Origin of the sequence: Pseudoduganella guangdongensis, from assembly GCF_009857475.1 — a bacterium.
Lineage (GTDB): Bacteria > Pseudomonadota > Gammaproteobacteria > Burkholderiales > Burkholderiaceae_D > Rugamonas > Rugamonas guangdongensis.
In genome coordinates this window covers 237,866-259,464 of the sequence record NZ_WWCJ01000003.1, presented here as the reverse complement: position 1 = coordinate 259,464, position 21,599 = coordinate 237,866, and the positions used below count along the sequence as shown (strand labels likewise).

General features: G+C 61.0%; 21 protein-coding genes and 2 tRNA genes. 7 read left to right on the top strand and 16 right to left on the bottom strand.

Features of this window, described 5'->3' with window-relative positions; genetic code table 11:
• Window positions 1-3: 3 nt before the first annotated feature.
• The 6 genes from GTP41_RS05490 to GTP41_RS05465 form a co-directional block, all read right to left on the bottom strand.
• A complete protein-coding gene (locus GTP41_RS05490) occupies window positions 4-285 on the bottom strand; it encodes a hypothetical protein (protein ID WP_161024558.1) in 282 nt (93 codons plus the stop codon).
• Window positions 282-485, bottom strand: a complete 204-nt coding sequence (locus GTP41_RS27955; protein ID WP_202419628.1) for a helix-turn-helix transcriptional regulator — start codon at window positions 483-485, stop codon at window positions 282-284. Before GTP41_RS27955 ends, GTP41_RS05490 begins: the two co-directional genes overlap by 4 nt.
• 110 nt (window positions 486-595) lie before the next feature.
• Window positions 596-1,858 (bottom strand): tyrosine-type recombinase/integrase, encoded by a 1,263-nt coding sequence (locus tag GTP41_RS05480; protein ID WP_161024556.1) that lies wholly within the window; start codon window positions 1,856-1,858, stop codon window positions 596-598.
• A 164-nt stretch (window positions 1,859-2,022) separates the two neighbouring features.
• Window positions 2,023-2,113 (bottom strand) — tRNA-Ser (locus tag GTP41_RS05475).
• Window positions 2,114-2,236: 123 nt separating this feature from the next.
• Window positions 2,237-4,228, bottom strand: a complete 1,992-nt coding sequence (gene acs, locus GTP41_RS05470) for an acetate--CoA ligase (RefSeq protein WP_161024555.1) — start codon at window positions 4,226-4,228, stop codon at window positions 2,237-2,239.
• A 68-nt stretch (window positions 4,229-4,296) separates the two neighbouring features.
• Complete coding sequence (locus GTP41_RS05465; RefSeq protein ID WP_161024554.1) at window positions 4,297-5,436, bottom strand: acyltransferase family protein; 1,140 nt, start codon at window positions 5,434-5,436, stop codon at window positions 4,297-4,299.
• Between the two features lie 116 nt (window positions 5,437-5,552).
• Between GTP41_RS05465 and GTP41_RS05460 the strand changes: the two genes are divergently transcribed.
• From GTP41_RS05460 to GTP41_RS05445, 4 genes are all read left to right on the top strand, one after another.
• The gene (locus GTP41_RS05460; protein WP_161024553.1) at window positions 5,553-6,158 is read left to right on the top strand and encodes a YqhA family protein; all 606 of its coding nucleotides are present in this window, start codon (window positions 5,553-5,555) and stop codon (window positions 6,156-6,158) included.
• A gap of 24 nt (window positions 6,159-6,182) precedes the next feature.
• Window positions 6,183-7,709, top strand: a complete 1,527-nt coding sequence (locus GTP41_RS05455) for a fumarate hydratase (RefSeq protein WP_161024552.1) — start codon at window positions 6,183-6,185, stop codon at window positions 7,707-7,709.
• A 12-nt stretch (window positions 7,710-7,721) separates the two neighbouring features.
• Window positions 7,722-8,561, top strand: a complete 840-nt coding sequence (gene murI / locus GTP41_RS05450) for a glutamate racemase (protein ID WP_161024551.1) — start codon at window positions 7,722-7,724, stop codon at window positions 8,559-8,561.
• Window positions 8,562-8,641: 80 nt separating this feature from the next.
• A tRNA-His gene (locus tag GTP41_RS05445) sits at window positions 8,642-8,717 on the top strand.
• Window positions 8,718-8,896: 179 nt separating this feature from the next.
• On the opposite strand, the gene GTP41_RS05435 is transcribed toward GTP41_RS05445, so the two are convergent.
• Window positions 8,897-9,223: a winged helix-turn-helix transcriptional regulator gene (locus tag GTP41_RS05435; protein ID WP_161024549.1), complete on the bottom strand. Its 327-nt coding sequence runs from the start codon at window positions 9,221-9,223 to the stop codon at window positions 8,897-8,899.
• A 60-nt stretch (window positions 9,224-9,283) separates the two neighbouring features.
• Here GTP41_RS05435 and GTP41_RS05430 point away from each other — a divergent pair, with 60 nt between their 5' ends.
• Complete coding sequence (locus GTP41_RS05430) at window positions 9,284-10,204, top strand: NAD(P)-dependent oxidoreductase (RefSeq protein ID WP_371867285.1); 921 nt, start codon at window positions 9,284-9,286, stop codon at window positions 10,202-10,204.
• Here the strand turns inward: GTP41_RS05430 and GTP41_RS05425 are convergent.
• Entirely contained in the window at window positions 10,195-10,959 is a 765-nt protein-coding gene (locus GTP41_RS05425; protein ID WP_161024547.1) for a substrate-binding periplasmic protein, read from the bottom strand. The two genes, GTP41_RS05430 and GTP41_RS05425, sit on opposite strands and share 10 nt — an antisense overlap.
• Before the next feature lie 51 nt (window positions 10,960-11,010).
• On the opposite strand from GTP41_RS05425, the gene GTP41_RS05420 reads away from it, so the two are divergent.
• Window positions 11,011-11,727: an NIPSNAP family protein gene (locus GTP41_RS05420; RefSeq protein WP_161024546.1), complete on the top strand. Its 717-nt coding sequence runs from the start codon at window positions 11,011-11,013 to the stop codon at window positions 11,725-11,727.
• 79 nt (window positions 11,728-11,806) lie between these two features.
• On the top strand, window positions 11,807-12,247 hold the full coding sequence (locus GTP41_RS05415) for a hypothetical protein (protein ID WP_229502745.1): 441 nt from the start codon (window positions 11,807-11,809) through the stop codon (window positions 12,245-12,247).
• Window positions 12,248-12,460: 213 nt separating this feature from the next.
• Here GTP41_RS05415 and GTP41_RS05410 read toward each other — a convergent pair whose 3' ends face one another.
• From GTP41_RS05410 to typA, 8 genes are all read right to left on the bottom strand, one after another.
• Entirely contained in the window at window positions 12,461-12,802 is a 342-nt protein-coding gene (locus GTP41_RS05410; RefSeq protein ID WP_161024544.1) for a DUF3300 domain-containing protein, read from the bottom strand.
• Between the two features lie 83 nt (window positions 12,803-12,885).
• Window positions 12,886-13,449, bottom strand: a complete 564-nt coding sequence (locus tag GTP41_RS05405; protein WP_161024543.1) for a hypothetical protein — start codon at window positions 13,447-13,449, stop codon at window positions 12,886-12,888.
• A 62-nt stretch (window positions 13,450-13,511) separates the two neighbouring features.
• Window positions 13,512-13,847 (bottom strand): energy transducer TonB, encoded by a 336-nt coding sequence (locus tag GTP41_RS05400; RefSeq protein WP_161024542.1) that lies wholly within the window; start codon window positions 13,845-13,847, stop codon window positions 13,512-13,514.
• A gap of 32 nt (window positions 13,848-13,879) precedes the next feature.
• Window positions 13,880-14,212, bottom strand: coding sequence for an energy transducer TonB (locus GTP41_RS05395; RefSeq protein ID WP_161024541.1), 333 nt, complete (start codon window positions 14,210-14,212; stop codon window positions 13,880-13,882).
• A gap of 47 nt (window positions 14,213-14,259) precedes the next feature.
• A complete protein-coding gene (locus tag GTP41_RS05390) occupies window positions 14,260-15,987 on the bottom strand; it encodes a methyl-accepting chemotaxis protein (RefSeq protein ID WP_229502744.1) in 1,728 nt (575 codons plus the stop codon).
• 344 nt (window positions 15,988-16,331) lie between these two features.
• Window positions 16,332-17,327: a tRNA dihydrouridine(20/20a) synthase DusA gene (gene dusA, locus GTP41_RS05385; protein WP_161024540.1), complete on the bottom strand. Its 996-nt coding sequence runs from the start codon at window positions 17,325-17,327 to the stop codon at window positions 16,332-16,334.
• 132 nt (window positions 17,328-17,459) lie between these two features.
• Window positions 17,460-19,604, bottom strand: coding sequence for a DUF3141 domain-containing protein (locus tag GTP41_RS05380; protein WP_161024539.1), 2,145 nt, complete (start codon window positions 19,602-19,604; stop codon window positions 17,460-17,462).
• Between the two features lie 86 nt (window positions 19,605-19,690).
• Window positions 19,691-21,526, bottom strand: a complete 1,836-nt coding sequence (gene typA / locus GTP41_RS05375; protein ID WP_161024538.1) for a translational GTPase TypA — start codon at window positions 21,524-21,526, stop codon at window positions 19,691-19,693.
• Window positions 21,527-21,599: the final 73 nt, after the last annotated feature.

Sequence of the window (21,599 nt, the reverse complement as noted above, 5' to 3'; positions counted from 1 at the left end):
TCCTTAGGTATCTACAAAGGCGAAGTGTGGGGTGTGCGCGTTCTTGATCACAATCAGACGCTGCAACCAATCATCGCCAAGTACGAGAATAGTTTGTTCGTTAAGATGATGGCGATCCACTTCGCGCCCACAGACAAGCAATTGCGAAATTTGTTGATCGTCCAGACTTGCCGCGCGGGCGCTACCAGTAAGACGATAGAACTCGCGAAGCAGATTGGAGAACGGCTCAAGCTTCAAATCTACCGCGTCATCATGGCTCGCCGTCGTAGGTGCGAATTCGCTCATGCTGCGGAACGCATGCGGGCAGCCTGCGCGCGGCTTGCGATAAAGTCGTCCGTGTCAGTGGACAACCAACCGACCGACCTTGGGCCGAGCTTCAGAGGAGCTTTGAACTGTCCTTGTTGGATCAATTTGTAGAGACTGCTGCGGCTTACGCCGAGACGGCTCAAAACAGCGGGAAGACGTTCAATGTGTGGCTGGGTCATGCAGTGAAACTCCATAAAGGGTTAGAAGATGTATAGAGGCCTCCAACCCATTATAGTCAGCGCATCGGTAACTTCTTTCGGCTATTTTTCAGACTCCCAAGTAAAAATTCTCAGGCAACCTTTCGACCAAAAGCTCCGACCACTACTTTCCCACTAGCAATGCCGTCAATGAAATCCGCCCAATCTTGCATCATCACGCGGCGCTCCGCCAAGAACTGCGCTCGATCGTAAGCTGCGGCCACTTTGTCCTTTTGTGCGTGGGCCAACTGGCGATCAACCACCTCATGCCGGTAACCCAATCGCTCTTTGATTGTGGACATAGCCAGGGCGCGGAAGCCGTGGCCTGTCATGCGATTCTGGTAGCCCATGCGCTTTAGGGCCATCAAGATCGCTCCATTGCTCATGGGCTTTTCGTGATCGCGCTGGTTTGGGAACAAATACTTTCCGCCACCGGTCAGCGTATGTAACTCTCGCAACAGGTCGAGCGCCTGTAAGGACAAGCATACGTGGTGGTCGGTCGTATCAGGATTAACCGTCAACTTGCCTCGCTTCATGCGATGCCACGGAATGATCCATTCCCCTTTTTCCAGGTCGATTTCGCTCCACGGCGTCTCGATCAACTCGGAGGTGCGCACGAAGATAAGCATCATCAATCGCAAGGCAATGCGGGTCGGTTTGAACAGACGCGCATCGTTCTTGTCCATTGCAGCAAGAAAAGCGGGCAATTCGTCAGCCGTGATTGCAGCAAAGTGACCGGCCTTGACGGGTTTCAGCACGTCCTTCATTTCCGCCGCTGGGTTTCGATTTTCGATCCCATGCTGGCTGGCGTAGGTGAAAACGCGGGCACAGGTAGCCTTAACACGGTGCGCAATCTCGTGTGCGCCTCGGCTTTCGATTTTGCGAAGCGCCGCGATCATGTGCTGGTGCTTGATTGCACCGATTGGCATCGACCCGATTTGCGGGAAGATGTCGATCTCCAGACGACGGATGGTGTCGCTGGCGGTTGCGGGACTCCAAGTCGGCAGCTTGTTGGCATGCCACTCGCGGGCCAACTTTTCGAACGTATTGCTGTTGGTTTCATTTAGTTCGCGTTGGCGATCCTTCTTGTCCTGGCTTGGGTCGATCCCTTGATCGAGTAGCTTACGTGCAGCCAAGCGCTTTTCGCGGGCCTCTGCCAAGGTGACCTCGGGGTATTTGCCAAAGGCCATAGTCTTCCGGGCCTCACCGTACCGGTAATCCATGCGCCAATACTTTGCGCCGTCCGTATTAATCAAAAGATAAAGGCCGCCACCATCGGTCAGCTTGTATGGCTTGTCTTTGGGCTTTGCTGTGCGTGGCTGGAGGTCTGTGAGGGGAACTGCGAGTTTAGGCATGTGACGGTATCAGTTTTGACGGTATTTCAAGATACCTTCAAAGATACTGTCAAAGGTGCTGGATTTCAATGGACGCTAATAACGTTCCAGAAACAAAAAACCCGCGTACTCACTGGGAGTATCGCGGGTTCGTGGACATCTTTGGACATCCTACTACTTGTTCTTGGCGGAGAGAGGGGGATTCGAACCCCCGATAGGCTATGAACCTATACACGCTTTCCAGGCGTGCGACTTCAACCACTCATCCATCTCTCCTGCATCTCTCACTCATCGCGAGAGGCCCGAATTATAGCAGCGTTTTGCGGGATGGCAAAGGTTTTCTGTTGAAACCCGGTAAACCAGGGTCTGACCCAAGGGTCAGACCCTGTCTGAGCTACTTTAGGAGGTTTCTTTCAGTTGCTCGAGGATGGCGGGGTTTTCCAGCGTGGAGACGTCTTGCGTGATCGTTTCGCCTTTCGCCAACACGCGCAGCAGGCGGCGCATGATCTTGCCGCTGCGGGTCTTCGGCAGGTTGTCGCCGAAGCGGATCTCTTTCGGCTTGGCGATCGGGCCGATCTCTTTACCTACCCAGTTGCGCAGCTCGGCGGCGATCTGTTTGGCTTCGTCGCCGGTCGGGCGGGCGCGCTTCAGTACGACAAAGGCGCAGATCGATTCGCCGGTGGTTTCGTCTGGCTTGCCCACTACGGCTGCTTCGGCGACCAGCGGGTTGGCGACCAGGGCGGATTCAATCTCCATCGTGCCCATCCGGTGGCCGGAGACGTTCAGCACGTCGTCGATGCGGCCGGTGATGGTGAAGTAGCCGGTTTCGGCGTTGCGGATCGCGCCGTCGCCTGCCAGGTAGTATTTGCCGCCCAGTTCTTCCGGGAAGTAGCCGGCTTTGAAGCGGTCGGGGTTGCCCCAGATGGTGCGGATCATCGACGGCCATGGGCGTTTGACGACCAGGATGCCGCCGCTGCCGTTCGGTACGTCGTGCCCTGCTTCGTCCACAATCGCGGCCATGATGCCTGGCAGCGGCAGGGTGCAGGAGCCTGGCACCATTGGCGTGGCGCCCGGCAGCGGGGTGATCATGTGGCCGCCGGTTTCGGTCTGCCAGAAGGTGTCGACGATCGGGCATTTCTCGCCGCCCACGTTCTTGTAGTACCACATCCAGGCTTCCGGATTGATCGGCTCACCCACGGTGCCCAGCAGGCGCAGCGAGGAAATGTCGAAGTTCTTGGGATGCACTTTCGGATCGACGTCGGACGCTTTGATCAGCGAGCGGATCGCGGTCGGTGCGGTGTAGAAGATGTTGACCTTGTGCTTGGCGATGGTTTCCCAGAAGCGGCCGGCGTGCGGGAAGGTCGGGATGCCTTCGAACACCACCTGGGTGGCGCCGACTGCGGTCGGGCCGTAGGCGATGTAGGTGTGGCCGGTGACCCAGCCGATATCGGCGGTGCACCAGTAGGTGTCTTCCGGCTTCAGGTCGAAGGACCACTTCATGGTCAGCGCGGCCCACAGCAGGTAGCCGCCGGTCGAGTGCTGCACGCCTTTCGGAGTGCCGGTGGAGCCGGAGGTGTACAGGATGAACAGCGGATGCTCTGCTTCCACCCATTCAGGTTCACAGGTGGTGGCCTGGCCTTCCACCAGGTCGTGCAGCCAGATGTCGCGGCCTTCGGTCCAGGCGATATTGCCGCCGGTGCGTTTGTACACCACCACGTTCTTGATGGTGTCGCAGCCGCCCATCGCCAGCGCTTCGTCGACGATGACTTTCAGCGGCAGCTGTTTGCCGCCGCGCAGTTGTTCGTCGCAGGTCAGCACGGCTACGGCGCCAGCATCGATGATGCGCTCTTGCAGCGACTTGGCGGAGAAGCCGCCGAACACCACGGAGTGGGTGGCGCCGATGCGGGCGCAAGCCTGCATGGCGGCCACGCCTTCCACGGACATGGACATGTAAATGACGACGCGGTCGCCCTTCTTGATGCCACGCGCCTTCAGGCCGTTGGCGATCTTGCAGACCTTGTCGTGCAATTGCTGGTAGCTGACGCGGGTCACTTCACCGTCGTCGGCTTCGAAAATAATGGCGGTCTTGTCGCCCAGGCCGTTCTTGATATTGCGGTCCAGGCAGTTGTACGACACGTTCAGCTTGCCGTCTTCAAACCATTTGTAGAACGGTGCGTTGTCTTCGTTCAGCGTGCGGGTGAATGGGGTCTGCCATTCAACGTGCTCGCGGGCCAGGCGGGCCCAGAAGCCTTCGTAGTCGCGCTCGGCTTCATCGCACAGCGCCTGGTAGGCGGCCATGCCGGACACGGCGGCTTTTTCCACGAATGCAGCCGGCGGCGCAAAAATGCGCGATTCGGTTGGTCCTTGTTGATCTGCGCCTTGGTTCGTCATGCTTGTCTCCGGTTAGTGATGGTTTGCTAGCAACGATAGTGCTTGTCGCTTACTACCCCCTTACATGATCAGGAGGTTATTTTTGCCATTTTAATCACTTCTTGGGGCTCCGGTACAGCGGGCGCTGGCAGCCAGCGGTCAACCAGCAATACCAATTTTTCCCTCAGACACTCGCCCAGGCCGCGTTCCAGCAGGCGGTGCGAAATGGCGGCGAGCGGAATCGCCAGCAACAGCGCGAGGAAGACCTCATTCCAGCTTTGCGTGTGCAGGCCATGCTTCTCCAGCCAGCGGGTCAAGACCACTTGGCCAAGATAATGGGTCAGGTACATGGAGTAGGAAACGGCGCCCACCCACACCAGACAGCGCGGCATGGTCAGCGTAACGGTTTTGCTGGCGATGGCCAGCGCCAGCAGCATCAGCGCCAGCGGCCAGCCCCACCCTGCCGGGCCGTGGAAGCCGCCCACACCGGACCAGCCCCACCACAGCACAAAGCCGCTGCTGCAAACCACGGCCTGCCAGGCCACGGCGGCGCTGCCGAAGCGGATGCGCGGCTGGTGGTACAGCAGGCCAATTGCCACGCCGGCGAGGAACTCGTATATGAGCGGGTTGGTGGCCAGCTGCATATAGCCCCAGCTGAACGACAGGTACTGCCGGATATTAAGCGTGGCGCCGCCGTGGGTGGCGGGCAGCAGCACAAGGGTCAGCAACATCCAACTCGCGAACACGAACCAGCGCAGGCGGCCGGCCAGCATGCTGATGCCGAACACCAGATAGAAGTACATTTCGAAGGCCAGTGTCCATGCCAGCGGGAACACCAGACCGAAGAAAGGCGCCTCGCCCGGCACCTGCGGCAGGAAGGCCAGCGAGCCGGCAAGGTGCCACAGGCGATCAGCATCCTGGAAGAACCACAGGCCGCCACGGTCGATAAAGATCCACAACAGGGTCACCACCGCGTACGCCGGCCACACGCGGGCGAAGCGGCGCACGGCGAACAGTGCGGTGTCGCGCAGGCCACCGGCGCCGCGCGTGGTGTGGACCATGATAAAGCCGCTGATCAGGAAGAACAGGTCGACGCCCATGGCGCCCGGCAGGAACAGCGTCTTCCCCAGTTCGCCGTGCGGCGTACCGACCAGGAAGTAGCGCGCGTGCGCCAGCACCACGCCCAGCACGGCCAAGCCGCGCAAACCTTGCAACCATTCCAGCGTCATCGTCACTTGCCAGGAAAACAAAGTTTGCAATGTAGCATATCGCCGCCGCTGCCGTAGGCCTGCTGCCGCGTGTAGAATATCGGCTGTTTTTCCAAACGCCTTTTCGCAGAAACCAAATGACCGACCCGCTGAACACCAATGGCAAGCGCCTAAGCCCTATTCCTGCCTTCATCTTCATGTCCCGTTGGCTGCAGCTGCCGCTGTACCTGGGCCTGATCCTGGCGCAGTGCGTTTACGTATTCCATTTCTGGGTCGAGCTGAAAGACCTGATTGGCGCGGCATTCGGCAATGCCGCCTCGCTGGAACACATCCTGCATGCCGTGACCGTGCCTGGCGCCGAGGCACCGAAGAAGCTGACCGAAACCACCATCATGCTGGTTGTATTGGGCCTGATCGACGTGGTCATGATCTCCAATCTGCTGATCATGGTGATCGTGGGCGGTTACGAAACCTTCGTCTCGCGCATGCACCTGGAAGGCCACCCGGACCAGCCTGAGTGGCTGTCGCACGTGAACGCCTCCGTGCTGAAGACCAAGCTGGCTACCGCGATCATCGGCATTTCGTCGATCCACCTGCTGAAGACCTTTATCAACGCGCAGCTGTACACCGAGAAAGCGTTGATCGCGCAAACCGGCATTCACTGCGTGTTCCTGCTGTCGGCGATCGCGATCGCCTATACCGACCGCATCACCACCACGACTCACGCATCGAAACACCACTAATACCTGTCAGCCAAAGAGCCAACCATGACCATCATCAAGCAAGACGACCTGATCGAATCCGTCGCAGCGGCGCTGCAGTACATCAGCTACTATCACCCTGCCGACTACATCCAGCACCTGGCACGCGCCTACGACGCCGAGCAAAGCCCGGCCGCCAAGGATGCCATCGCCCAGATCCTGACCAACTCCCGCATGTGCGCGGAAGGCAAGCGTCCGATCTGCCAGGACACCGGCATGGTGAACGTCTTCCTGAAGATTGGTATGGGTGTACGCTTTGAAGGCTTCACCGGCACCGTGACCGACGCCGTGAACGAAGGCGTGCGCCGCGCATACAACTTCTCCGACAACAAGCTGCGCGCCTCCATCGTGGCCGACCCGCACTTCGAGCGCAAGAACACCAAGGACAACACGCCAGCCGTGGTGCACATGGAACTGGTGGAAGGCAATACCGTCGACGTGGGCGTTGCAGCCAAAGGCGGCGGCTCAGAGAACAAGACCAAGTTCGTCATGCTGAATCCATCCGACTCGCTGGTGGACTGGGTGCTGAAGACTGTGCCGCTGATGGGCGCTGGCTGGTGCCCGCCTGGCATGCTGGGTATCGGTATCGGCGGCTCCGCGGAAAAAGCCATGATGATGGCTAAAGAGTCGCTGATGGAAGACATCGATATGTACGAGCTGAAAAAGCGCGGCCCGCAGAACAAGCTGGAAGAACTGCGCATCGAACTGTGCGACAAGATCAATGCCCTGGGCATCGGCGCGCAAGGCCTGGGCGGCCTGACCACCGTGCTGGACGTGAAGATCAATATGTACCCGACCCACGCTGCCTCCAAGCCAGTCGCCATGATCCCGAACTGCGCGGCCACCCGCCACGCCCACTTCGTGCTGGATGGTTCCGGCCCGGCCTACATCGAGCCGCCAAAGCTGTCCGACTGGCCGGACGTCACCTGGGCCGCCGACACCGAAAAGTCCAAGCGCGTTGATCTGAATACCCTGACCAAGGAAGAAGTGGCGTCCTGGAAGCCGGGCCAGACCCTGCTCCTGAACGGCAAAATGCTGACCGGCCGCGACGCCGCGCACAAGCGCATCCAGGACATGCTGTCCAAGGGCGAGAAACTGCCGGTGGACTTTACCAACCGCGTGATCTACTACGTCGGCCCGGTCGATCCGGTGCGCGAAGAAGTCGTCGGCCCAGCCGGCCCGACCACCGCGACCCGCATGGACAAATTCACCGACATGATGCTGGAGAAAACCGGCCTGATCTCCATGGTCGGCAAGGCGGAACGCGGCCCGACCGCGATCGAATCGATCCAGAAGCACAAGTCAGCCTACCTGATGGCGGTTGGCGGCGCGGCTTACCTGGTGTCGAAAGCGATCAAGGGCGCCAAGGTCGTCGGCTTCGAAGACCTGGGCATGGAAGCGATCTATGAATTCGATGTGGTCGACATGCCTGTCACCGTGGCCGTCGATTCCTCCGGCACCTCGGTGCACAACACCGGCCCGAAAGAGTGGCAGGTGAAGATCGAAGCCCTGAAAGCAGCTCAACCTGCCTAACCCGCCAGCCTGATGACACACGCTGTTCCCTCCTCCGCCGATGCGCCCATCGGCGTCTTTGATTCAGGCGTGGGAGGGCTCTCCGTGCTGCGCCATATCCACGCGCAGCTGCCGCACGAGCACGTGATGTACTTTGCCGATTCCGCCTTCGCACCCTACGGTGCAAAGACGGATGAATGGCTGGTGCAGCGCGCGCTCGATGTCACCGCATTCCTCATTTCGCAAGGCGCCAAGGCGCTGGTCGTGGCCTGCAATACCGCCACCGTGGCCGCCATCAAGGCGGTGCGTACCGCCTACCCTGCCCTGCCGGTGGTCGGCGTGGAGCCCGGCCTCAAGCCCGGCGCCGCCGCCACCCGCAATGGCACGGTCGGCGTGCTGGCTACCGCCAGCACCCTGCGCGGCGAGAAATTCCTTGCCCTGCGCGAGCAGATCTCCACCACCAACGGCACCCGCTTCCTGCTGCAGCCTTGCGGCGGACTGGTGGAGCGCATCGAACAGGGCGACCTGTCGGGCGCGGAAACGGCCGCCATGCTGCATGGCTTTGTCGATCCGTTGCTGGACCAGGGCGCGGATACCCTGGTACTGGGCTGCACCCACTACCCCTTCGTGCAAGAAGCCATCGCCCAGGTAGTGGCGGCACGCGGCGCGAACGTGGCCCCGGTCACGCTGATCGACACCGGCGACGCCGTGGCGCGCCAGCTGGCCCGCCTGCTGGAAGGCGCCGGCCTGCAACGCCCGGGCGGCACCCCGGCCCACCTGCGCGGCTACACCAGCGGCAACGCGGCAGCCTTGCAAACGGCGTTTGCCAACCTGCTGGGACTGCATCCCCAGGTCGAAACGGTGCAGGTTTGAAATATATTTGCCAGTTTCGGGGAGACCCTATATAATCTCGGCTCTGTCGCGCTACGGGGCGATAGAAAGAAGTTTCAGTGGTGGCTGTAGCTCAGTTGGTAGAGTCCAGGATTGTGATTCCTGTTGTCGTGGGTTCGAGCCCCATCAGCCACCCCACCGAATTCACGAAGAAGGCCTGATCGAAAGATCAGGCCTTTTTTGTTTGCGCCACGCCTCCAGAATCCGTCAGTAGTGCTAGCGGCAGGAAATGATCGCCAACTCGTTGCCATGCACTTCGTATGCGAGGCGATTGGTTTCGTCGATTCTCCTGGACACTCGATCTGACGCTACGGAACTCATTTCGCTCGAGCTAGCGCATACTTCTCGCCCCAGCGCGCCACCGGACCCAGGGCGGCATTCAGCTCCCTCCCCAGTTCCGTGGTCGAATATTCGACGCGCGGCGGCACTTCGGGGAACATCTCGCGCCGCACCAGGCCGTCGGCTTCCATCTCCCGCAGTTGCTGAATCAACATTTTTTCCGTGATATCGCCCAACACGCGGCGCAAGCCGCCTGGCCGCACCGGACCTGACTGCAGCTCGTACAGGATCAGCGCCTTCCATTTGCCGCCGATGACTTCGAAAGCGGGGCCGATGCCGCAGTTATAGGGTTTGCTCGCAGCCATTGAAACTCCACAAAACTTACCAAATGGGTAGTACCACACAGAAAAGTAGGTACTTGCTGGATCTTATGGTACCCCAAGATTCAGTACTCCCACCCACAAAGGAGTATGAAAATGAAAAGCATCGCAGTGATCGGCCTTGGCCAAATGGGCTCCACCCTCGCCCGTCTCCTGCTTGACGCAGGCTTTGAGGTACACGTTTGGAACCGCACGCCGGGCAAGGCAGCGGCACTGGCGGAAGCCGGCGCCAAAGTTGCCGCATCGGCAGCGGAGGCACTGTCGCGGGCGGAGTTTGCCGTGATGTGCGTGCACGACCACGGCGCCGCAGCGGAAATCATGACGCCGAACGCGTGGCGGGCACTGGAAGGCAAGGCCCTGCTGCAATTCACCACCTTCAGCCCGCAGGAAGCCGCCGCAGCAGCGGAGACCGCGCAACGCCACGGCGCCGTCTACCTGTCCGGCGCCATCCAGGTGGCGCCGGAGCAGATGGGCAAGCCGGACACCACCATCCTGCTGTCCGGCCCGCGCGCCACGGTCGATCGTGCGCAGACCGTGCTGGCGGCCTTTGGCGGCAACATCGCCTGGCTGGGCGAGCGCGCGACCGCAGCACCCACCATGGACCTGGCCACGCTGTCGTTCGTGTATGGCGCGACAAGCGGCTTCCTGCAAGGCGCCGCGCTACTGCAGCAGGAAGGGCTGGACGTGCAGCGCTACGGCGCCATCGTGCAGGCCATGTCGCCCTCCTTCGGCGAATTCCTGCAGCACGAGGCGAACGTGGTTGCCGGCGGCGACTACAGCATCTCGCAAAGCCCGCTCTCGATCTCGGTCGACGCCACGCGCCGCATCCATCACGCCATGCGCGCCGCCGGCCTGGATGCCAGCCTCACCGGCGCCATTGCCCAGCTACTGGAGCGTGCCAACGCAGCCGGCTATAGCGGCGAAGAACTCGCCGCTGTGACGAAGGTGATCCGCAATCAAGGGTGATCCTGCTGGTAGCGCTTGTAGGCTGGGCTGTTGCGGGCTTCCTGCACGGCCTGCCACAGGCGCTGCGCCAGCTCGGGGTGCCGGGCGTGGAATTGGCGCGACAGGATCAGGTACATGGGCGACAAGTCGAAGGCGCCGCCGGCGCGTTCAATGCGGCCGGCGTGGCGGCTGGCGACCAGCCGGTCCGCTTCCAGACCCATGCCGATCACCACGTCCACGCGGTCGGCGCGCAGCTTGTCCATATTCTGCTCCAGCGTCTTGGCGCCATCGTCGTAGGGCACGCCAAGCACGCGCAGGCGGTCGGTGACGAAAACAAAGGCCGACTCCACGCCCACACTGCTCTCCAGCCCGTGGAAGCGTTGCCCATCCCAACTCACAACATCGCCCGCCCTCCGGTACGGGTAATAGCGCACCGTGCCGAACGACCGCGTCACGTCCGGCGCACCGCCCACCATCGGGAATGCAGCGGTGGCCAGGCGTTCCTGCGTGAATGCGCCGATCATGGCGTCGCTCAAACCGCTGCGCATCTCGTCCAGGCAACGGCGGCGCGGCGCCACCTTGCGCTCGATCCGCACGTTGGCCTTGCGCGCCGCCAGTTGCAGCAGGTATTGGTAATGGCCGCTGAAGTCGACCCGCGCCACCGGCGCGAAATCGATATCGAGCGAACACAGTCGCAAGACCGGCGTAGCATCCGCCGCCCGCAGGCAGCTCGCGGCGGTCAGGATCAAAAGGGGGAACAGGCGCAGGGTCTTCACACAGCAAGCGTAGCACAGCAATCAGGGCGGGAACTGACCGCATTTGCCCCCATGCTGCACACCATGGACACTTACCCGATCATCGAATTCCGCCGCTACACCACAGTAGAAGGCGGCCAGGCAGCGTTTGCGCGCTATTTCGAAACCTTGTTCCCGGAGGCGTTCCAGCAACTGGGCGCTATGGCGCTGGGCCAGTTCACCGAGCCCGAACGGCGCAACAGCTTCCTCTGGCTGCGCGGCTTCGCCAGCTGGGAGCAGCGCGCCGTGGCCAATGCCGCCTTCTACTACGGCCCGGTATGGCAGGAGCACAAGGCCACGCTGAACGGTTTGATGACGGACAGCGACAACGTGCTGTTGCTGCGACCACTGCAGGCCGGCAGCGGCGTGCCGGTGCTGCCGGCCGTCGATCCGCTGCGCGAGCCGTCCGGCGCGCAGGGCGCGGCCGTGGCCATGCTGTTTGCCGTGCAGCCCGGCGCTGTGGAACGCTTCGCCGAGCTGGCCGCGCCCGCCTTTGCCGCCTGGCGCGATGAAGGCTGGCGCCAGGCCGGCTTGCTGGCCACGCTGGACATGCCGAACAACTTCCCGCAGCTGCCGGTGCGCGGCGATGGCCCGCATCTGGTGTGGCTCGGCATTGCGGCGCAAGGCAGCGCGGCCCCGGCCATGCAAGCGCTTGGCGAGCGCGCGCTGGCCTTATTGCGCCAGCCGCCCGAGCGCCTCCTGCTGCGTCCCACCCAGCGCTCGCGCCTGCGTGTTGTGCCGCAAAATTAAACCGGCATGGCTTTGCCCGGTGGCATTAGTTTGGCGCTAAAATAATGGCTGAAAAAATTTTGCGCAAATGGAAGAAGCCATGTCGGAGTTGAAAGATTTAACTACTTACAGCAAGGACACGCCCATCGGCCTGCCCTCGGTGGGCGGTCGCGCCGGCGTGTTCGTACCAACGGCGGAGTTTGATGTCAGCACTTCCACCACCATCCGCCACGGCGCCGGCATCGTCGGTTTCGGCAACCCGGACGGGACGCTGACTATCTACTACGAAGCCAATCGCTTCGACGACTCCAGCCTGCACAAATGGGAGAATAAGGCCCGCAAGGCCTACGACCGCATGGTCATGGTGGCACCGACCGTGTCCAAGGCCAAGCTGAATGCCAAGTACCTGGAATTCGTCGGCTACATCGACGGCTCGGGCATCACCCTGAAGGAACCCGAGCGGGTGACCGAATGGCTGACCCAGTCGAATGCGCAGGATACGGCGCCGGCCGGCCCAGTGGTACTTTGGGGTAAAAAATAAACACGAGCAATAGTCCTACAAAGGCATCGGCAACCATCCGATGCCTTTTTTGTTTGCTCTTGGATAAGATGATGGTAAATCTTAGGCAGGAGCGTAACCATGTCCCACCATCCCTACACAAGCAGTGCCGTGCTGCTCAGCCTGGTGGCCTCTGCAACTTGGCTGCTGTGCTCGGCGGACGTGCTGATGCACGTCGCGCCCGTCTTCCACTAATCAGCGGTGGCGGTGGCCCCGGCCACGCCAATGCCGGTTGGTGAAGAGGAAGTCGAAACCGATCGTCACCGGCGGATAGACATAGGCCGGCGCCGGCGCATAGAACGGCTGCGGCACATACACCGGCTGCGGCGCCGCATACACGGGCTGCTGCTGTACATACACCGGCTCGCTTGAATACGTCACCGGGGCCCCGGAACGCGCCGCCGTGCCATACGGCACCGGCGTCACCGACACGGTTTGCCACTCATACGGATTGCCCGACGCATAGCGCGCAGGCTGTTGTACAGCGCAACCGGTCAGGCCCAGGGCCAGCAGCGGCAAGATCATCAAAGTTTTCATCGCAGTTTCTCCCTCACAGTATTCAACTATAGGGAATATTCGCGCTGGCGCCGCCGCTTTTACAAACGCTTACAGCGGCCAGCTCAGATGGGCGGAATGTCGCACTTGTCGAGCGGTCGGCCCGACGCATCCATGCGCTGCGCGCACAGCTGGTACTTGATGCCGTAGTCCATCTCCACGCTGTACACCTTGCCATACGGCAGGGAGACCGTTTCCTGCACCACGCGCTGGTAGCTCATGGCCGGCACATCGGCCGGAATCGCGATCGAGGTATGGGAATTGCGGCGGCGGTCCTGCTGGCGGCGGTGCACATCGACATTCATGCCCAGGTCCAGCGTGACGCCGCCCGCTTCGTACTGATAGCGCGTCACATTGCGCGAAGCGCTCAGCACGCCCCAGGCGCAGGGCAAGGCAGGCGGGCAGTGTTTGAGCTGGGCCAGCGGGAACAGCTCCTCGTGGTTGCCCAGTTGCTCCAGCGGCCAGACGGTGCGCTTACCCTGCATTTGGCCCGAGGCGGAGTCCGGCCAGGTCATGGCGTTGATCACCACCACGTACTGCTTGTTGCGGGCCGGATCGTTCGGATTGCGCCACATGGCGCAACCGGAAAACAGCATGCCGGCTAGTGGGACGAGAAACAGTAATTTCATGGAAGCTAGATTAACAAAAAAACGGCCCGCGAGGGGCCGTTTTCTTGTACAGGGCGACTGGTTTAGTCCAGTTTCCAGGCGTAGTCCACCTTGGTCCAGGTTTCGGCCGGTGCGCCGTCCTTGGTGCCCGGCTTGAACTTGCAGGCGCTCAATGCTTTCAGCGCTGCTTTGTCCAGGTTTTTGAAGCCGGACGACTTGTCCAGCTTGGAATCCTTGACGTCGCCGTTGGCGGCCACCAGGAAGGACATGCTGACGGTGCCCTGCTCCTCGTTCATCAGGGAGGCCTTCGGATACTCAGCCTTGCAATTCTTGGCATCGAAAGATGCCGGTACGTCGGCGGCGAAAGCCGATGCGCCCATTGCGAGCGCTACTGCCATAACACTCAACTTCGTGATCATGATGTTCCCCTACTGAATGAGAGTGAAATGAATTACAGCGACCAAACGTAATCGACTTTGGTCCAGGTCTGGGCTACAGCGCCGTCCTTGGTGCCTGGCTTGAATTTGCAAGCGCTGATGGCTTTGACCGCAGCCTTGTCCAGGTTCTTGAAACCGCTGGACTTGTCGACTTTGGAATCCAGCACTTCGCCTCCGGCGGACACCAGGAAGGACATGGTCACGGAACCTTGCTCTTCATTCAGCAGCGAAGCCTTTGGGTATTCGGCCTTGCAATTCTTGGCATCGAATACTGCTGGGGTATCAGCCGCGAAAGCGGAAGCGGAAACGATGGATGCTGCGATGAAGCCGATCAGACGCTTGTTCATTTTTATCCCAATCAAAATTTAAAAAACTGCGGGTCTATGCCCAATTATTAAAATTCTTCCCACTCGTCGCTACCGGCGGTAGCGGCGACAACTTTCTTTGGCGCAGCTGCCGGCTTGGCAGCGGCAGGACGCTTGGCCGCTGCCTTGGGCACCACGGCGACTGCGGTTTGCTTGGCGACTGGCTTGTGTGCGGTCAGCGCGTATTCAGCTTCCGCATCCAGCTTGAAGATCGATACCACGCGGGCCAGTTCGCCAGCCTGGTCTTGCAGCGACTGCGCCGCGGCGGCAGCTTCTTCCACCAGGGCAGCATTCTGCTGGGTCATGGCGTCCATCTCGATGATCGACACGTTGACCTGCTCGATGCCGGCGCTCTGCTCCTGCGAAGCGGAAGCGATCTCGCTCATGATGTCGGTCACGCGGCGCACCGACGCCACCACTTCATCCATGGTCACGCCAGCCTGGCCCACCAGTTTCGAACCGCGCTCCACTTTCTCGACGGAGTCGCCGATCAGGGACTTGATCTCTTTCGCCGCGCCAGCGGAACGCTGGGCCAGGTTACGCACTTCGGATGCCACCACCGCGAAGCCACGGCCTTGTTCACCGGCACGGGCCGCTTCCACCGCAGCGTTCAGCGCCAGGATGTTGGTCTGGAAGGCGATGCCATCGATGACGCCGATGATGTCCACGATCTTGTTGGCGGACTCATTGATCGAGCTCATGGTCTCAACCACTTGCGATACCACCTGGCCACCCTTCAGGGCCACGTCCGACGCCGAAGCGGCCAACTGGTTCGCTTCACGGGCGTTGTCGGCATTCTGCTTCACGGTGGAAGTCAGTTCTTCCATCGCGGAAGCGGTCTTCTCCAGCGAGGAAGCCTGCATTTCAGTACGCGACGACAGGTCGATGTTACCGGCGGCGATTTCGCGCGAAGCGGTGCCGATGGTTTCGGTGCCCTGGCGTACCTGGCCAACGATTTCAACCAGGCTGTTGCGCATTTCCTTGATTTCGACCAGCAGGGAGTCCTTGTCGGTCGAGGTGGTGTCGATGTTCACCGACAGGTCGCCGTTGGCGATGGCGCCAGCGATCGATGCGGTGTAGTCAGGCTCGCCGCCCAGCTGCTTGAGCAGGCCACGGGTGATCATCCACGCCGCACCCACCGAGATCACCACGGCAGCGATGCCGGCAACGATCATGAACAGGCGGGCCGAAGCGAAGCCTTCCGCCGCTTCCACCTTCATCTCTTCGTTCAGTTTGTCTTCCAGGGTGGCCAGCTGTTCCAGCGCGTCCATCCACTTCTTCTGCGCCGGACGGATTTCCTTGATCAGGATACGGGTCGCGCCCACGGCATCATTGGCCAGCCACAGTTCGGATGCTTTCTTGATTGCCGGCAGAGCCACCGCTTCGTGCTCTTTCACCTGGGCCAGCAGAGACTTCTCTTCCGGCGTGGCGTTGGCCGCGTACAGCGCGCTCAGCTTCTTGCTCAGTTCATCGTACTTGGCGCCTTGGTCGGACAGGCGTTTCATTTCCGGTTCCATATCGGCCGGATCGGACATCAGGGTCAGGACCTTCAGGCCGTTGATGCGTTCATTGACGTTATTGCGCATGTCCACTACCAGACGGGTAGCGACAGAGTTGACACTTACTACGTGATCCAGGCGGTCCTGAATCTGAGCCATGCGCCAGATACCGACGATGGTGATAATGACGAGGAACGCCAGTACCAGTGCAAAACCGAGACCAAGACGGGTCCCTACCTTCATTTTACTCAAATTCATTTCGGCTCTTATTTATAGAAGTGACACGGTTGTTGACTGCCTAAGATGCAGCAAAGAAATATTTACTGCATCCACTGACACTTGCTGCTACGCAAGTAGCGACAGTAGCAAACTATGACTGCGAATGCAAAGATCGCTGTCGCCGCGGGACGAAACCTGTCGTATTTCATCCCTAAAACACACGGTAGGAACCGTAAATAGCATGTGTGTATCAGCGAAATTATAGTCTTGAGGTTTCCGCACGGCAAGCAAATTTTGCTCAAAATGTGGGCATGCGAACTTTCTTTTGAGAAAGAGCTCTGCCGCAGCGGCAAACGGAAGTGAATGCGCAGGATTTCTTGTGTTTACGCGGTTCGGGCGAACGCGTCCAGCAAAATGCGGGGATTGCCAGCCGCCAACTGCTTCGCATCGGACAAAGTCTGGCGATATTGGCGCGCCCCCTTCAAGCCCTGGGCGATGCCCAGCAGGTGGCGCGTGATGGTATTGATCTTCAGGCCGCGCGCGCCCTCCTTCGCCAGCTGCTCCTCGATATACGGGATCATCGCCTCCAGCACTTGCTGGCGGCTGCGCGGCTCGCTGGTGGCGCCGTAATAGCGCTGGTCGAAAGCAGCCATCAGGTAAGGGTTGTGGTAAGCCTCGCGGCCCAGCATGACGCCGTCCACGTGCTCCAGGTGGCTATCGATCTCCTCCAGCGTCTTGATGCCGCCATTGATCAGGATCTCGAATTGCGGGAAGTCTTTTTTCAGCTGGTAGGCGTACTCATACTTCAGCGGCGGGATTTCGCGGTTTTCCTTGGGCGACAAGCCCTTCAGGATCGCGTTACGGGCATGCACGATAAAGGTGGTGCAACCGGCTTCCGCCACCGTGCCCACGAAATCGCGCACGAAATCGTAGCTCTCCTCGTAATCGATGCCGATCCGGTGCTTGACCGTGACATCAATCTGCACCGCATCCTTCATCGCCTTGACGCAATCGCGCACCAGTTCCGGCTCCGACATCAGGCAAGCGCCGAAGGCCCCCTTCTGCACCCGCTCCGACGGGCAGCCGCAGTTAAGGTTGATTTCATCGTAGCCCCACTTCTCGCCCAGTTTGGCGGAAATGGCCAGGTCCTTAGGATCCGAGCCGCCCAGCTGCAGCGCCACCGGATGCTCCTCCTCATTGAAGCGCAGATGGCGCTCCACATCGCCGTAGACAAGCGCCCCGGTCGTCACCATCTCCGTATACAGCCAGGTGTACTGCGAGATCAAGCGATGGAAATGACGGCAATGGCGATCCGTCCAATCCATCATCGGCGCCACGGACAAACGGCGGGAAGCTTTCGGCATGATCGAAGAGGACATAATGGCAAGCAAAAAATCGAGGGCTGCACATTATACAGGCAGAAATGTCCACCTTGGGGTCAGGAAGAAAAGTGGACATTCCTTAGGGAATGTCCACTTTTCTTCCTGACCCCAAGGTGGACATTTTTAAAGCTAGCTGTTGAAGAGCTGTTCGACGCGGGTGAGGCGGCGGAGGGCTTCGCCTTCGAGCTTGCCGGAGGCGGTCATGATCTGGCGGACGCCTTCCAAAGCGCGCTTGCGGTCAACCTCGGCCAGCAGCTTGGGCAGGGCGGCCATGGCGCGCTCTTCGTCCAGCTGCAGGATCATGTTCTGCTCCTGCACTATTTCCTTGAAGCGGGCCAGCGACATGCGCTCCTTGGCCGGCAGGCGCATGCGCAGCTCGCGCAGCGTGGCGAAGGCGCGTTCGTCGGCGGCGCGCATCTCGGGGCTGCGGGCGATATACAGGATGGCGCGCATCACGGCTTCGCGCTCGCCGCCGCTGGCCAGGCGCTTGGCAGCTTCGGTGCGGCGCGCGGCCACCACCGATTCGCGCGCGATATCGCGTCCGATGCGGCGCCGGATATTGGCCGAATCGGCGCGCAAGCCAACCAGCGTTTGCAGCAGCGGGTGCCCATAAGCAGACAGGAAAAACTGCTCCACCGCCTGGTCGCGCATCACCTGGTAGCGGTCCAGCGCGGCCACGATCTGCTGCGAGGCGGCCTCCTGCATCTGCAGGAAGGGATTATCGGGCGAAGCCGGCTTGCGCTGCGCCCGCACCTGCTCCGCCAGCGTGCTGATCCCGCTCAGGAAGGGGTTCATGTCGGAGAACAGCTCGTAGCGCAGGCGGTAGGGATGCATGCGCCGCATCCACTCCGCCGAATGCTCGTTGGTCATCGCCTGCACCAAGGGGCTCATGAAGGTGCGGTACAGGCCCTGGTTGATTTCCGACAGCCGTGCCACCGTGGCGAAACGGCGCTCGTCCTCGTCGTCATTGCCGCCCAGCGCGCGCAGCTCGTTCAGGTCGCGCCGCTCGAAACGCACCACGTAATTGCCTTCCGCCAGCTCGGGGCTGTGCACGCCCTCGTCGCCCTTGTCGATGAAGACCGCCTCGTACAGGCCTGGCGGCAGCACATCGATCAAATCCATGGTGCGCGTGAATTCGTCATGCTCCTTGTTCGCCACCGAGGCCGAAACGAAAATCCCCAGGTGCCCGATCGACTCGTGCAAGGTGTAGACCACGGTCTGCCCGCCCGCCACCATGGCGGCGTCGTTCTCATACAGGTCGAGCAGCCAGCCCAGCGCCTGCTGCGGCGGCGTGATATCGTCGCCCCACGAGCAGAACACCACCACCGGCGAACGGATATTGCGCAAGTCGATGCGGCGCCCGTCCGAATCATGAATGGTGCCGTTGCTCAGGCGATTGCCGACAAACAGGTTATCGGTGATGAACTGAATCTCCTCCGCATTCAGCAGCACCGGGTTGCCCCACCAGCGCTCGAACTCCAGGAAGCGCTTCTCCTCCGTGTCGACATTGGCATACACGTGGTAACCCTTCTTCCAATAGGTATTGGCAGGATTCATGCTCTCGAAATTGCTGACCAGGTGGGCGCCGTCGAACTTGCCGTGTCCCAGGTCGCCCGCCAGGGAGGTCATCCAGGTGCCGCCGGTCAGCCCGCCCAGGTAGCGCAAGGGATTCTTGCCGCGCACCCCGGCCCAATACGACAGCGGCGCGCCGGCCAGCACCAGGGGCCCGGACAGCTCCGGATGCAGGGCGGCCGTCATCATGATCTGCCAGCCCGCCTGGCAATTGCCGATCAGGGCCGGCTTGCCCTCCGCGTCCGGATGCAGGTAAGCCACCTGCTCGATGAACTGGGCTTCGGCATGGCACACATCCTCGATGGTCTGCCCCGGCACCGGCGCCGGCAGGAAGCCGATGAAATAACAGGGATTGCCGGCCTTGAGCACGACGCCGATTTCGCTGTCCTGCTTCATGCCGCCGATGCCCGGGCCGTGCCCGGCGCGCGGGTCGACCACGATGAAGGGCCGCTTGCTGTCGTCAATCTCCATGCCATCCGGCGGGATGATGCGCATCAGCGAGTAATTCACCGGCCGCGCCAGGGTGCGGCCGTCGATCACGGTCTCGAACTCGAAATTCAGCACATGCGGCGCGGTTTCCCGCTCGCGCGCATTGCGCTCGGTGCCGCGCCGATACAGCACGTCCATGAACAGGACGGAACGCTGCCAGGCGTCGGTCCAGTATTCCATGGCCTGGGTGGCCAGATTGGTGGGTTGGGCCATGCTGGTTCTCCTCGTCGGTTCCGGCTAGGACAACCAGCTTACCACGCCGGAATAAAAAAACCCGCCAGGCGGCGGGTTTTTCAGCATTACGCGTTTTCTTTGGAAGCGCGCTTACGCTCATGTTCCTTCAGGTGGCGCTTACGCAGACGGATCGATTTCGGGGTGATTTCCACCAGTTCGTCGTCGTCGATGAATTCCACAGCGTACTCCAGCGACATCTGGATCGGCGGCACCAGGCGCACCGCTTCGTCGGTACCCGACGAACGCACGTTGGTCAGCTGCTTGCCCTTGATCGGGTTCACCACCAGGTCGTTGTCGCGCGAGTGGATACCGATGATCATGCCTTCGTACACCGGGTCGTTGTGGACCACGAACATACGGCCGCGATCTTGCAGCTTCCAGATCGCGTAGGCCACGGCAGCGCCGTCGTCCTGCGAAATCAGCACGCCGTTGCGACGGCCGCCCAGTTCACCTTTGGAGGTATCGACTGGCGCGTAAGCGTCGAACACGTGCGACATCAGGCCGGTACCACGGGTCAGGGTCATGAACTCGCCCTGGAAGCCGATCAGGCCGCGCGCAGGAATGCGGTATTCCAGGCGCACACGGCCCTTGCCGTCCGATTCCATGTTCTGCAGGTCGCCGCGACGACGGCCCAGTTCTTCCATCACGCCGCCCTGGTTGGCTTCTTCCACGTCAACGCTCAGTTGCTCGTACGGCTCGTGGCGCACGCCATCCACCATCTTGAACACAACGCGCGGACGGGACACGGCCAGCTCAAAACCTTCGCGACGCATGTTTTCGATCAGGATGGTCAGGTGCAGCTCACCACGGCCCGACACTTCAAACACGGTGTCGTCGTCGGTTGGGGCTACGCGCAGTGCCACGTTGGCCTTCAGTTCCTTGTCCAGACGGTCGCGCAGCTGGCGCGAGGTCACGAACTTGCCTTCGCGGCCGGCCAGCGGCGAGTTGTTGACCATGAAGTTCATGGTCAGGGTCGGCTCGTCGACGGTCAGCATTGGCAGCGCTTCCGGGGTGTCCGGTGCACACACGGTGGAGCCGATGCCGATTTCTTCGATACCGTTGATCAGGATAATGTCGCCGGCAACCGCCTCGTCCACCAGCACGCGCTCCAGGCCCTTGAAGTTCAGCACCTGGTTGATGCGGCCCTTGATCGGGGTCGAGTCAGGACCGTTCAGAACGATCACGTCCTGGCCGGTCTTCACGCGGCCACGGGAAACGCGGCCGATACCGATTTTACCCACGTAGGACGAGTAGTCCAGCGAGGTGATTTGCATCTGCAGCGGGCCGTCCGGATTGTCGTCGCGCACGGGCACGTATTTCAGGATCGCTTCGAACAGCGGCTTCATGTCGCCGCCGCGCACGGTTTCGTCCAGGCCGGCGTAGCCGTTCAGGCCCGACGCGTACACGATCGGGAAGTCCAGCTGCTCATCGGTCGCGCCCAGCTTGTCGAACAGTTCGAAAGTCTGGTTGATCGCCCAGTCAGCGCGCGCGCCCGGACGGTCGATCTTGTTCACCACCACGATCGGCTTCAGGCCCAGGGCCAGCGCCTTACGGGTCACGAAACGGGTCTGTGGCATTGGGCCTTCCTGCGCATCGATCAGCAGCAGGACCGAATCCACCATCGACAGCACACGCTCCACTTCGCCGCCGAAGTCGGCGTGGCCTGGAGTGTCAACGATGTTGATGTGGGTGCCTTCGTACTCAACCGCGCAATTCTTCGACAGAATGGTAATGCCGCGTTCTTTCTCCAGGTCATTGGAGTCCATCACGCGGGTATCAACCTGCTGGTTTTCACGGAAGGTACCGGACTGGCGCAGCAGTTGGTCCACGAGGGTGGTTTTGCCATGGTCAACGTGGGCGATGATGGCGATGTTGCGAATTGCGCGTTTAGTATTAGACATGATGTATGTATTGACAGGAATTCTGCACGTGCGGAAGCACTGAACCCACTAGTATAGCATGCTGCGCCGCAAC